This is a genomic window from Amycolatopsis sp. NPDC004079 (assembly GCF_040610415.1).
GTDB classification, from domain to species: Bacteria; Actinomycetota; Actinomycetes; order Mycobacteriales; family Pseudonocardiaceae; genus Amycolatopsis; species Amycolatopsis halotolerans.
In genome coordinates, this window is the sequence record NZ_JBEXMH010000035.1 from 1 (window position 1) to 14587 (window position 14587).

1 protein-coding gene is annotated in these 14587 nt (G+C 73.5%); it reads right to left on the reverse strand.

What is annotated here, in order from left to right; all coding sequences use genetic code 11:
• On the reverse strand, positions 1-14576 hold a 14576-nt coding region (locus ABZX37_RS29890; protein WP_354745120.1), incomplete at its 3' end, for an SDR family NAD(P)-dependent oxidoreductase.
• Positions 14577-14587: the final 11 nt, after the last annotated feature.

The window sequence follows — 14587 nt, forward strand, 5'->3', positions numbered from 1 at the left end:
GTGCGGCGGGCCAGGGCGCGGGCGGCGTCGTCGAGCTCGAGGCCCGGGTTGCGCGCCACATGCCCCGCCAGATCACGAGCCTGGTCGCGGAGTGCCGGGCCGGTTCGCGCCGACAGCAGCCATGGCAAGCTGGCTCCGGCGAGCAGCCCGGTCTCGGTCTCGCCCCGTGTCGGGTTCGGTGCGGCCTGTTCCAGCACGAGATGCGCGTTAGTGCCCGACACCCCGAACGACGACACTCCCGCCCGGCGTGGCGCGGGGCCGTCCGGCCACGCTGTTTCCGCGGTCAGCAACGACACTCCGCGCTCCGACCACGGGGCTTCCGCACTCGGGGTGTCCGCGTGCAGGGTGCGCGGGAGCACCCCCTCTCGCATGGCCAGCAGCATCTTGATCACCCCGGCGACGCCGGCGGCGGCTTGGGTGTGGCCGATGTTCGACTTCACCGAACCGAGCCACAGCGGATTCCGGCGGCCGGGGGTGGCGAAGACCTCGTGCAGTGCGCCGACCTCGATCGGATCGCCGAGACGGGTGCCGGTGCCGTGCGCCTCCACCGCGTCGATGTCGTCCGCGGTCAGGCCCGCCGCGGCCAGCGCCTGGCGGATGACCCGTTGCTGGGCCGGGCCGCTGGGCGCGGTCAGTCCGTTGCTGGCGCCGTCCTGGTTGACAGCACTGCCCCGTACGACGCCCAGCACCGGATGCCCGTTCCGGCGGGCGTCGGACAGCCGTTCCAGCAGCACGAGTCCGGCCCCCTCGGCGAAGGCGGTGCCGTCGGCGTTGTCGGAGAACGGTTTGCACCGGCCGTCGGGCGCCAGGCCGCGTTGCCTGCTGAACTCGACGAACACGCCGGGGGTGGCCATCACCGACACCCCGCCGGCCAGCGCCAGATCGGATTCGCCCTGGCGCAGCGACTGCATCGCCAGGTGGATGGCCACCAGGGAAGAGGAGCACGCGGTGTCCACAGTGACCGCGGGGCCCTCCAGCCCGAAGGTATAGGCCACCCGGCCTGATGCCACGCTGCCGGAACTGCCGCTGACCAGATATCCCTCGTACTCCTCGGGCGCACGCGGCGCTTGGTGCAGCCGCGAGCCGTAGTCGTCGTACATGACGCCGGTGAACACGCCGGTGCGGCTGCCGCGCAGGGTGCCCGGCTCGATGCCGGTCCGCTCGAACACTTCCCAGGCGAGTTCCAGCAGCAACCGCTGCTGCGGGTCGATGGCGAACGCCTCACGCGGGCTCAGTCCGAAGAATTCGGGGTCGAACAGGTCAGCGTCGTGCAGGAACGAACCGTGCCGCACGTAGGCGGTACCGGTGCGGTCCGGGTCAGGGTCGTAGAGCCGCTCCAGGTCCCAGCCGCGGTTGTCCGGGAAACCCGTCACGGCGTCCGTCTCGGCCCGCACGAGCCGCCACAGGTCGTCCGGACCGCGCACTCCGCCGGGATACCGGCAGCCCATGCCGACGACGACCACCGGATCGTCGGCAACCGGTGCGGCGGGCACCGGTGCGGCGGGCACCGGTGCGGCGGCCGCGGGGCCGGTGCCGCGCAGCAGCGTGTCGAGGTGCCCGGCCAATGCGAGCGGAGTGGGGTGGTCGAACACCAGGGTCGTCGGCAACCTCAAGCCGGTCGCGTTCCCGAGCCGGTTGCGCAACTCGACTCCGGTGAGCGAGTCGAAGCCGAGTTCATTGAACGCCCGTCTGACGTCCACTGTGGACTCTTCGGAGTGCCCGAGCACCGCGCGCACTTCTTTGGTGACCAGCGTCAGCAGCAACTCGGCGCGCGCTGATTCGTCCAGTGCGGACAGTCTGCGGCGCAGCGCCGGCGCGCCGCCGCTTGCCCGGCGGGCCGGTGCGAGCCCGCGCAGTGCGGCGGGCAACTGCTCCGCGGCCGTGAGGTCGAGTTTCGCAGCGACGACCGCGGAACTGCCGGATGCCAAGGCGCGGTCGAACAGCCGCAGTGCCTCGGTGGTGTCCAGGCCCGCGATGCCGCCCTGACGCAGCCGGCGCAGGTCCTCGGGGCCGAGTTCGCCGCCCATGCCGGTCCCGGACCACAATCCCCAGGCGATCGCCGTCGCGGGCAGCCCGGCTGCCCGGCGGTGCAGGGCAAGGGAGTCCAAGTAGGCATTGGCGGCCGCGTACGCGCCCTGACCTGCGGTGCCGGTGGTGCCGCTGATCGAGGAGAACAGCACGAACGCGGACAGTTCGAGGTCCCGTGTCAGCTGATGCAGGTGCCAGGCCGCGTCCGCTTTCGGTCGCAGTGCGGCCTCGATCCGGGCGTCGGTGATGGCAACGGCGGTGGCGTCCGCCACGACACCGGCAGTGTGCAGTACCGCGGTGAGCGGATGTTCGGCGGACACCCGGGCCAGCAGTCCTGCCGCTTCGGAGGCTTCGGCCACATCGCACGCCACCAGGGTGACGGCGCAGCCGAGTTCTTCCAGTTCCGCGACGAACTCCCCGGCTCCCTCGGCGGCGAGACCCCGCTTGCTCGCCAGCAGCAGGCGCCGGACACCGTGTTCCGTCGCGAGGTGCCTGGTCACGAGCTTGCCGAGGGCCCCGGTCGCCCCGGTGACCAGCACTGTGCCCCCCATTGCCCACCCGGCCGGGACCGGTTCGGCGGCGAGCCGGGTCAGCCGCGGCGCCGCCGCGGCCCCGGAGCGCACTGCCAGCTGCGGTTCGCTGCTCGCCAGAACGCCGGGAAGCACCGGCTCCGTTTCGGCACCGGGAGGCAGGTCAAGCATCACGATCCGGTCCGGGTGCTCCGCCTGCGCCGACCGGACCAGGCCGGCCACGGCGGCGGCCGCCGGATGAGCGGCCAGGTCCCGGGTCACCACGACCAGGCGGCCCGGCGACTCGGTCGCGAGCCAGCCTCGCAGCATCGCGGCAACCCGGCGCACCGCCGTGTGCACGGCCTGGACGTCCGCGCCCGCCGCGGCGGCTTCGAAGCACAACGCTTCCGGTTCTTCCGCCAGGGCTTCCGGCAGACTGTCCACATCCGACACCCAACTCGTGCGCACCGGTGCGGCGGAGGGCAGCGGAACCGATTGCCAGACCGGCTCGAGCAGCGGATCACCGCCGAGCTGCTGGGTCGTGACCGGCCGCAGCACCAGCACGTCCGCGGACAGCACCGGGGCTCCCGAGCCGTCGGCGACGGTGACCGAGACCCGTTCCGGGTCGCTGGCGTCGATGCGCACCCGAAGCTCAGTCGCTCCGGCCGCGTGCAGCCGGAGTCCGGACCAGCTGAACGGCAGCCGGATCTCCCCGCCTAGCCCGTGGACCACAGCCAGCACGTGCAGGGAAGAGTCCAGCAGCGCGGGGTGCAGGCCGTAACCGTCCGCGCGCACCCCCTCGGGCAGCTTCACCTCGGCGTATAGCGTGTCCCCTCGCCGCCAGGCCTCGCGCAGGCCTTGAAAGGCCGGGCCGTAGTCGTACCCGTGGTCGGCCAGGCTGGCGTACGCGTCTTCGACAGGCAGCGGTTCGGCGTCCGGGGGCGGCCAGTCGGTGAGCGCGTCCGGCTGCTCCGCAGCGGACCCGGCGGCGAGCACGCCTTCGGCATGCCGGGTCCACTGCTGTCCCGGACCGGTGAGGCGGCTGCGCACGAGCACCTCCCGGCGGCCGTTCCGGTCCGGACCGACCGAGACTTGCAGCTGGTAGCTCCCACTGATGTCGAGCACGAGCGGAGCGGTGAGAGTGATCTCCTGGACCGTGTCGTAGCCGAGGCTTGCGCCGGTCGCGGCGATCAGTTCGCCGTAGCAGGCGGCGGGCAGCAGTGCGGTCGCCCGCACCGCGTGGTCGGCCAGCCAAGGGTGGGTGTCCAGGGACAGCGCGCCGGTGAACAGCACGCCCTCGTCCGGCAGTTCCAGCACCGCGCCGAGCAGCGGGTGCGCGGCGGCGTCGAGTCCCAGTCCCGCAGTGCTCCCGGCCGCTGCCGGCGCGGCCAGCCAATAGCGCTGCCGTTGGAAGGGATAGGTGGGCAGGTCGACCCGACGGCCCGCGGACAGCAGCTTCGTCCAGTCCACTGTGGACCCAGCCAGGTGCGCCCTGGCCAGTGCCGTCACCAGCGCGGTGCCCTCCGGCACGTCGCGGCGCAGCACCGGGATCGAAAGCACCGGGCCGAGCGCGCATCCTTCGGCCAGCGCAGCCAGCACCCCGGTGCCCAGCTCGACCAAGGTGGCCACGCCCGTGTTTTCCAGGCACCGCACCCCGTCGAGGAACCGCACCGGCTCGCGAAGCTGGGCCACCCAGTACTCCGGATCGCGCGCCTGCCGCTCGGTCAGCGGTTCGCCGGTCCGGTTGGAGATCAGCGGAATTTTCGGCGCGGCGAAACGCATCCCGGCGGCGATCTCCCGGAAGTCCGCGGTCACCGAATCCATGTGCGCGGAGTGGAACGCGTGGCTCACCCGCAGTCGCTTGCACTTGCGGCCCCGCTCGCGCCATCGCCCGGCGACCAGTTCCACCGCGTCGGCGTCTCCGGACACGACTGTCTCGTGCGGGCCGTTGAGCGCGGCCACGCTCACCCGTTCCGGCACATCCGGGCGCACTTCTTCCTCGCTCGCTTGGATCGCGAACATCGCGCCGCCGGGCCGGGCCCGCTGCATCAACCGGCCCCGGGCGGCGACCAGCGCGCACGCGTCGTCCAGGTCGAGCACTCCGGCCGCGTGCGCGGCGGTCAGCTCGCCGACGGAATGGCCCAGCACCGCGTCCGCCCGCAGCCCCAGTCCGGTGACCACCCGGTGGAGGGCGGTCCCGACGGCGAACAGCGCGGGCTGGGTGAACTCGGTCTGGTCCAGCAGCGCCGCCTCCAAGGTGCCGGGCTCGGCGAACAACACCTCCGTCAGCGGCCGGGACAGGTGCGGGTCCAGCCGCGAGCAGACGTCGGTCAGCGCCTCGGCGAACGCGGGCATCCGCGCGGCCAGTTCCCGGCCCGCGCCCGGTCGCTGCCCGCCCTGTCCGGTGAACAGGAACGCCGCGCCGCCGGGCCGGGCAGGCTCGCGCAGCAGGTGCGGCGAGGAGTCCCCGGCGGCCAGCGCGCGCAGCGCGGCGATCCGGTCCGCCTCGTCCTCGGCGACGATCGCGGCGCGGATCGGCAGTCCGGCCCGGTTGAGCAGAGCACGAGCCACGTCTGCGGCGTCCGCCTCGGCGGCCGGTCCGGTCAGCGACGCGGCGAACTCGCGCAACGCCGGCTCGGAGCGCGCGGACAGCAGCCAGGGCATCGGCGCGTCCGCGGCCGGAGCGGTGCGCGGAGCGTCTTCGGCGGGAACCTCTTCCAGGACCAGGTGCGCGTTGGTGCCGCTGATGCCGAACGACGACACCCCGGCCCGGCGCGGGCGCCCGGGGTGCTCCCACGCACGGGACTCGGTCAGCAGCCGCACGGCTCCCGCGGACCAGTTCACGTGCGGGGTAGGCGCGTCCAGGTGCAGCGAGGCGGGCAGGGTGGCGTGCCGCATGGCTTGCACCATCTTGATCACTCCGGCCACTCCGGCGGCGGCTTGGGTGTGGCCGATGTTGGATTTGATCGATCCCAGCCAGAGCGGCCGGTCTCGTTCGCCGAAGACTTCGAGCAGGGCGTTGGCTTCGATCGGGTCGCCGAGGCGGGTTCCGGTGCCGTGCGCCTCCACCGCGTCCACCCCGGCCGGGTCCAGCCCCGCCACCGCCAGCGCGTCCCGGATGACCCGATTCTGCGCGGGACCGTTCGGCGCGGTCAGTCCGTTGCTGGCGCCGTCCTGGTTGACCGCGCTGCCGCGGATCACTGCCAGCACTGGATGTCCGTTCCGGCGGGCGTCGGACAGCCGCTCGAGCAGCACCAGCCCGGCCCCCTCGGAGAAGCCGGTGCCGTCCGCGGCCGCGGCGAACGATTTGCACCGTCCGTCCGAGGAGAGCCCGCGCTGCCGGCTGAATTCGACGAACGTCGCCGGGGTGGCCATCACCGTCACTCCGCCTGCCAGCGCCATCGAGCATTCGCCTGCCCGCAGCGCCTGCCCGGCCAGGTGGATGCCCACCAGCGAGGACGAGCACGCGGTGTCGACGGTGACCGCCGCGCCGCGCAGCCCGAAGGTGTAGGCGATCCGCCCGGAGGCCACACTGCCGTAGCTGCCATTGCGCAGGTATCCCTCGACGTCGCCGGGGGCTTCGGGCAGCCGGCCGCCGTAGTCGCCGTACATCACGCCGGTGAACACGCCGGTCCGGCTGCCGCGCAGCGCCTGCGGGTCGAGGCCAGCACGCTCGAACGCTTCCCATGCCAGCTCCAGCAGCAACCGCTGCTGCGGGTCGGTGGACAGCGCTTCCCTCGGGCTGATCCCGAAGAAGTCGGCGTCGAACCACGCCGCGTCAGACAGGAAGCCGCCGGAGACGGTGGTGGATTTGCCGAGCGCTTCCGGGTCCGGATCGTGCAGCCGCTCGACGTCCCAGCCGCGGTCGGTGGGGAATTCTCCGATGACGTCGGCTCCGTTGGCCACCAGCTGCCACAGATCCTCGGGCGACCGCACGTCGCCGGGGTAACGGCAGCTCATCGAGACAATGGCGATCGGTTCGTCCGAAGCGGACACCACGGCGGCGGCGCGGGCGGGCGAGGCGGTGCCGGTCAGCTGTTTTCGCAGGAAGCCCGCGACGGCCGCCGGGGTGGGATGGTCGAAAGCCACTGTGGCCGGCAACCGCAGGCCGGTGCGCGCGGACAGTGCGTTGCGCAATTCGACAGTGGTGAGCGAGTCGAACCCGAGATCCTTGAACGGCGTGTCCGCGGCCACGCTCGCGGTGTCGCCGTGCCCGAGCACTTCAGCGGCGTGCGCGATCACCGCGCGCTCGATCGCCCGTGCCTGCTCGGCCTCTGGCAGCGCCGCGATCTTCTGCTGCCACGAGGAGCCCTCCGGGCTCTTCCGCGGCGAGGCTGGGCGGCCGGACAGCCGGCGGATGGCCTCGGCGTCCAAAGCGGCGGCCACCACCAGCGGTCCGGTCGCCGCGTCGAACAGCGCCAGGCCTCGTTCGGCGGAAAGCGGCGCGATGCCGAGCCGGGCCATCCGAGCGACGTCGGCCACGCCCATGTCGCCGGTCATGCCGCTGGCCGGTGCCCACAGACCCCAGGCGATCGAGGTCGCGGGAAGCCCGTGCGCGGCGCGGTGGGCGGCCAGCGCGTCGAGTGAGGTGTTCGCCGCGGCGTAGCTGGCCTGGCCCGCTCCGCCGAGGACGCCGACCACCGAGGAGAACATCACGAACGCGGCCAGCTCGCCGGTGAGCTCGTGCAGATGCCAGGCGGCGTCCGCCTTGGGCCGCAGCACCCGGTCCAGCTGGTGCGGCCCCAGAGCTGCCACGGTGGCGTCGTCCAGGACCCCGGCCGCGTGGACCACGGCCGAGACCGGCCGGTCGGCGGGCACGTTCGCCAGCATCTCGGCCAGACGAACGCGGTCGGCGGCGTCGCAGGCCACGACCTCGGCCTCCGCGCCGGCCGCGGCGAGCCGGTCGACGAGCTCGGCCGCCCCCGGGGCGTCCGCACCTCTCCTGCTCATCAGCAGGAAATGCCGGACCCGGTGCACAGTGGCCAGGTGCTCGGCGACGAGGGCGCCGAGCACCCCGGTCGCACCGGTGATCAGGACAGTGCCGCGGAGATCGGTGAACGGGCTCGAGCCAGCCTCTTCTGCCGGGACCAGACGCGGTTCGAGCGCCACGCCGCCGCGGACCGCCAGCTGCGGCCGGTCGGCGGCCGCAGCTGAGACCAGCGCGGCCCGCGACGTCGGATCGTTGTCCACGTCGACGATCCGGAACCGGCCGGGATGCTCGGTCTGCGCGGTCCGCAGCAGACCCCACAGCGCCGCGCCGGCCAGATCCGGAACGTCCTCCGCGCCCGCCGCGACCGCGCCGCGGGTCAGCACGACGAGGGTGCTCTCGGCGAACGTGTCGTCCGCGAGCCAGGCTTGCAACGCCGCCAGTACCTCCCGTGCCAGCGTTCGCGCCTGGTCCGGCCGCTCGGCTGGGGTTTCGGTCCAGCCGGTCAGCACCACCGTGGCAGGCACTGGCAATCCGTCGTTGACCGCCGCTTGCAGCGCGGAAATGGCGGCGAGCCGGAACACGCCGGCCAGCCACGGGTGTTCCGCACCGACCGCCGCCCAATCCGGTCCGGGCGTCGCGGCCGGCAGCGGGACCGGGGACCAGTCCAGCCGGCGCAGGCCGCTGCTGCGGTCGGCCGCGGCCAGCGCGCGCAGGTCCGCGGGCCGCGTCACCAGCGTTTGCACCGATATCGCCGGGGCACCCGTCAGGTCGGTCGCGGTGATGGCGACGCCGTCGTCTCCGGCCGGGGAGAGCCGCACTCGCAACGTCGTCGCGCCGGCCGCCACCGCACTGATCCCGGTCCAAGCGAACGGCAGGTCGGGCGCGCTGCTGCCATCCCGGCCCGGCAACAGGCCCACGGCATGCAGAGCCGAGTCGAGCAAGGCCGGGTGCACCCGGAAGCGGTCCGCGTCCGAGCGCAGTTCGTCGGCGAGGACGACCTCGGCGAACACCTCTTGCCCTAGCCTCCACGCGGCAGTCAGGCCCTGGAAGGCAGGCCCGTAATCGTACCCGCGCGCCGCCAGCACGGCGTACCGGTCCGACAGGTCCACCGGCACTGCTCGCGGCGGCGGCCACGGCCCGGTGTCCTCCGACATCGGTACGGCGTCGGGGCGGAGCAGACCGGCTGCGTGCTCGGTCCAGCTCGCGTCAGCGGCCTCCGGACGAGAGTGGATGCGCACTGGGCGCCTGCCAGTCTCGTCGGCGGGCTCGACAGTCAGCTGAACGTCCGTCGCGCCGTGCGCCGGCAGCACCAGCGGCGCGTGCAAGGTCAACTCGTCGACCTGCGCGCACCCCAGCCGCTCGCCTGCCCACAACGCCAGTTCCAGCATCGCCGTTCCGGGGAGCAGCACGGTCCTGGCCACGGCATGGTCGGCCAGCCACGGGTGGGCGTCGCGCGACAACCGCCCGGTGACCAGGGTGGTCCCGTCCACCAGCGTGAGCACCGCGCCGGCCAGCGGATGCCGGGCCGGGGTCAGCCCGGCGGCTGCCACGTCCGGTTCGGACCCGCCTGTCAGCCAGTACCGTTCGCGCTGGAACGGGTACGTGGGCAGATCCGGCAGCGCGCCAGGGGCTTCGCCGAGCGCGGCCCGCCAGTCGATCGCGAGCCCGCGCACGTGCGCTCTGCCCAGCGCTGACCGGAATTGGCCGAGCCCGCCGTGGTCCCGGCGCAGCGAGCCCGTCGCCAGCACATCGCCCGCTTTGGCCGCTTCGGCTGTCTCTTGCACCCCGAGCGTGAGCACGGGGTGCGGGCTGACCTCGATGAACGTACGGTGATCCGCGTCCAGCAGCGCTCGGGTGGCGCGCTCGAACAGCACCGGCTCGCGCAGGTTCCGGAACCAGTAGCCGGCGTCCAGCGGTTGCTCCGCCAGGTTCCCGGACACCGTCGAATACATCGGGATCCGGGCAGGCCGCGGCCGCAGGTCCGAAAATCGCTCCAGCAGCTGTTCGCGCAGAACCTCCACCTGGGGCGAGTGGGAGGCATAGTCCACCGGCACCATCCGGGCGCGGATGTCCTCGCCCCCGCAGCGCTCGCGCAGCGCGGCCAACGCCTCCGAGTCGCCGGACACGACTGTGGAGGCCGGGCTGTTGGTGGCCGCGACCGACACCCGTGCACCCCACGGCGCGGCGAGTTCGCCGACCCGCTCGGCCGGTGCGGACACGGACATCATGCCGCCCTGCCCGGCCAGCGCGCCCAGCGCCCGGCTGCGCACCGCGACCAGCCGCGTCGCGTCCGCGAGAGACAGCGCGCCGGCGACGTACGCCGCGGCGATCTCGCCTTGCGAGTGACCGATCACCGCGTCCGGCTGTACTCCCGCCGCCTGCCACATCGCGGCCAGCGAGACCATGACCGCGAACAGCGCGGGCTGCACGACGTCCACCCGCTCCAGCGGCGGCGCGTCCGGTGCGCCGCGCAGCACCTCGTCCAGCGACCAGTCCACCCAGTTCGACAGCGCGGACGCGCATTCGGACATCTGTGCGCGGAACACCGGGCTGGACTCAGCCAGGTCCACCGCCATCCCTGCCCACTGGGAACCCTGACCGGGGAACACGAACACCACCCGGCCTCGGTCGGTCGCCGTGCCGCGAACCACCGACTGGGAGACGCCACCCGCGGCGAGTTCCCGCAACGCGGCCAGCATGCCGTCGCGGTCCTCGGCCGTGAGCAGGGCGCGTTCGCGCAGCGCCGCCCGTCCGGTGGCCAGCGCCCACCCTGCCGCGTCCTGGTCGAAATCGGGATCGCGGGCAACCGTCTCGTGCAATGCGGAAGCCATGGCGCGCAACGCGGACTCGTCCCGCGCGGACAGCGCCCACGGCACCGTCGGAGCGGTGCGCGCGGCGGCCGGGGCGGGGCTGTCGCCTTCCTCCAGGATCACGTGCGCGTTGGTGCCGCTGATGCCGAACGACGACACCCCGGCCCGGCGAGGCCGGGAACCGCGCGGCCAAGGCAGCGCCTCGGTCAGCAACGCGACCGCGCCCGCCGACCAGTCGACGTGCGGCGAGGGCTGGTCCACGTGGAGAGTGCGCGGCAGCTGCTCGTGTCGCATGGCCTCGACGATCTTGATCACTCCGCCGATGCCCGCCGCGGCCTGGGCGTGGCCGGTGTTCGACTTCAGCGAACCCAGCCGCAGCGGCCGCTCCGGGTCGCGGTCGCGTCCGTAGGTCGCCAGCAGGGCCTGGGCCTCGATGGGATCGCCGAGGCGGGTACCGGTGCCGTGCGCTTCGACGACATCGATGTCGGAACCGGACAGCCCGGCCGTGGCCAGCGCTTGCCTGATCACCCGTTCCTGCGCGGCCCCGTTCGGTGCGGTCAGCCCGTTGCTGGCGCCGTCCGAGTTGACCGCGGAACCGCGCAGCACGGCCAGGATCCGCCTGCCGTCGCGGCGGGCCTCGGACAACCGCTGCAGCACCACGACGCCGACGCCCTCGGCCCATGCGGTGCCGTCCGCCCCGGCCGCGAACGGCTTGCACCGCCCGTCCGGAGCCAGCCCGCCCTGCCTGCTGAATTCCACGAACATGCCGGGACCGGACAGCACCGTCACGCCGCCAGCCAGTGCCAGCGAGCATTCGCCCTGGCGCAGCGCCTGTGCGGCCAGGTGCAACGCCACCAGCGAGGACGAGCACGCGGTGTCGACGGTCAGCGCGGGTCCTTCCAGACCCAGCAGGTAGGCGATCCGGCCGGAGGCGACGCTCGGGGTGCCGCCGGTCAGTAGGTAGCCCTCGGCTCCGGCTGCGGGCTCGTGCAGTCGCGGGCCGTAGTCCTGCGCGGTGGTGCCGACGAACACCCCGGTGCGGCTGCCCCGCAGTCCGTCCGGGCGGATGTCAGCGCGCTCCAGCGCCTCCCACGCGGTCTCGGCCAGCACCCGTTGCTGCGGGTCCATGGCCGCGGCCTCGCGGGGGCTGATCCCGAAGAACGCGGCGTCGAACCGGTCGGCATCGTCCAGGAACCCGCCGCGGGCGGTGTCCGTCCCGAGGCCGGGCAGGTCCCAGCCCCGGTTGCCGGGGAAAGGCCCGGTCGCGTCGACCCCGTCGGCGACCAGCCGCCACAGGGCTTCAGGCGAAGCGGCCGCGCCGGGAAACCGGCACGCCATGCCGACGATCGCGATCGGCTCGCCGGGCACCGCGGGCGCGGCGTCCGGCTCGGCGATCGGGGACCCGGAACGCAAGTCCGCCACATGCCGGGCCAGCGCCTCCGCGGTGGGATGGCTGAACACGACAGTGGGCGCCAGCGCCAGACCGGTGCGCTCGGCCAGCCGGTCGCGAAGCTCGACCGCGCCCAGCGAATCGAGACCGAGTTCCTTGAACGGGGCCCGGGCGGGCACAGCGTCCGCTTCGCGGTGCCCGAGGACGACGGCAATCTGCTCGCGCACCAAGTCCAGCGCGGGGCGGCCGGGCTCCGGCCGCGCTCGCTCCGCCGCGGACTCGGTCGCCGGCGCCTCCTGGGCCACCGGCCCGGCGACGTTGTCGAGCCAGTGGCGTTGCCGGTCGAACGCGTAGGAGGGAAGTGCGCAGACCGGAGCCTCGGGCAGGTGCGCGGTCCAGTCCACTGGCGCCCCGAACACGTGTGCGGTGGCCAGTGCGGTGTCGAAGGACTCGGCTTCCGGGCGGTTCGCGCGCAGCGTCGGGACCGCCCGCACGCCGGTGGCGACCGCCCGCGCCGCCGTGCTCAGGGTGCTGTCCGGGCCGAGTTCGACGAACACCGGGTCGGCGGGTTCGAGTGCGGCCGCGACGCCGTCGGCGAACCGCACTGCCGCGCGGATGTGCTCGGCCCAGTAGTCCGGAGAGCACAACTGAGCGGCGGTCGCGACCCGGCCGGTGACGTTCGAGATCACCGGGACCGCAGGCGGGGAGTACGACACCCGGGTGGCGACGGCCCGGAACCCGGTCAGCGCGGACTCCATGTGCGCGGAGTGGAACGCGTGACTGGTCCGCAGCCTCCGGGTCCGCCGTCCCGCTCCCGCCCACCGGTCGGCGATCCGCTGCACGGCCTTGGCATCCCCGGAAACGACGATCGCGCGTGGGCCGTTGACCGCGGCGATGTTCGCGCCCGGCAGCAGGTCCGCGCGCACCTCGTCCTCGCTCGCCTCCACCGCGATCATCGCGCCGCCGCCGGGTGCGGCCTGCATCAGCTCGCCTCGGGCGGCGACCAACGCGCACGCGTCGGCGAGTCCGAGCACCCCGGCCAGATGCGCGGCGGTCAGCTCCCCGATCGAATGCCCGACCAACACGTCCGGCACCAGGCCCCGGGACCGCAACAACCGGTACAGCGCGGTTTCCAGCGCGAACAGTGCAGGCTGGGCGTACCGCGTCTCGTCGAGCGCCGCCGCGTGTGCCGGGTCGTGCATGACGTCCCGCAACGGCAACGGCAGACGGGGGCCGAACTCCGCGCAGATCTCGTCCAGCGCCTCCGCGAACTCGGGATGCGCGGCGCAGAGTTCGCGTCCCATGCCGGTGCGCTGGCTGCCCTGACCCGCCAGGAGATAGACCAGCCGCGGCGATCCGGCGGCCTCGCCGGTCACCACCGCGGGGTGCTCCCGTTGCTCGGCAAGCGCGGCGAGACCGTCCAGCAGATCGCGCCGGTTCTCTCCCCGCACCACGGCGCGGCAGGCGAACCGGGTGCGGGTGGCGGCGAGTGACACGGCGATCGAGGCCGGGTCCGCGTCGGCCCGTCCGGCGAGCTTGGCGGCCTGCCCGCGCAACGCGCCGGGGCTCGCGGCGGACAGCACCCACGAGACCGGGCCTCGTCCGGACTCGGTCTCCGACGTGATTCGCGGCCGTTCTTCCAGCACCACATGGCAGTTGGCGCCGCCCATGCCGAACGACGACACCCCGGCGATCAGCCTGCGGTCCGGATGCGGCCAGTCCCCGAGCTCGGTCCGCACGCGCAGGCTGAGCGCGTCCAGCGGGACGGCCGGGCTGGGCGCCGAGAAGTTCAGGTGCGCGGGCAGCTCCCGGTGCCGCAGGCTCAGGACCGTCTTCACCAGCCCAGCGATTCCCGCCGCGCCCTCCAGATGCCCGATGTTGGTCTTCACCGAGCCGATCAGGAGCGGGTCGTCCGGTTCGCGCGAGGTGCCGAGCGCCGAACTCAGCGCGGCTGCCTCGACGGGATCGCCGACAGCGGTTCCGGTGCCGTGGGCTTCGACGTACTGCACCTCGGCCGGGTCCACCCCGGCAGCGGCGTAAGCCCGTGCCAGCACGGAGGACTGTGCCTCGGCGCTGGGCACGGTGAGCCCGTCCGTGGCGCCGTCGTTGTTCATCGCGCTGCCCCGCAGCACACACCACACCGGATCGCCGTCGGCCAGCGCGCGGGCGAGCGGCTTGAGCAGGACCACCGCGCCGCCCTCGCCGCGGACGAACCCGTTGGCGCCGTCGGCAAAGGCGGCGCAGCGGTCGTCGGGGGACAGCCCGCCGAACCTGGCCGTGCTCACCGCGCTGTCTTCGACCAGGTTGAGCTGCACCCCGCCGGCCAGCGCCAGTTCGGACTCTCCCCGCCACAGGCTTTCCGCTGCCAGATGCACCGCGACCAGGGACGAGGACTGCGCGGTGTCCACGGTCAGGCTCGGTCCGGCCAGCCCCAGCGTGTAGGAGACCCGGTTGGCGATGACGCCCTTGTTCAATCCCGTCGAGCTGTGCCGGGTGGCGGCCGCGGGGCCGCCGCGGGACAGCAGAGTCGCGTAATCGTGCGAGGTGGAGCCGACGAACACACCGGTGCGGCTGCCGCGCAACACGTCCGGCAGTATCCGGGCGTCCTCGACGGCCTCCCAGGCCAGCTCCAGCAGCAGCCGTTGCTGGGGGTCCATGGCTGCCGCCTCGCGCGGCGCGATGCCGAAGAACCCCGCGTCGAACTCGGCGACCTGGTCGAGGAACCCGCCCCGCCTGCCCGGCCCTTGGTCCGGCGCGGGCCACCGGTCGCGCGGGACGGGCCGCAAGGCGTCGCGGCCGGACCGCAACAGCTGCCAGAACGCGGCGGGGTCCGCGCCGCCGGGCAGGCGGCAGGCCAGGCCGATCACCGCGAGTGAGGCAGCGGTCAGTGGCGGGGGTGAGGCTGTCATGGCAGAACGGG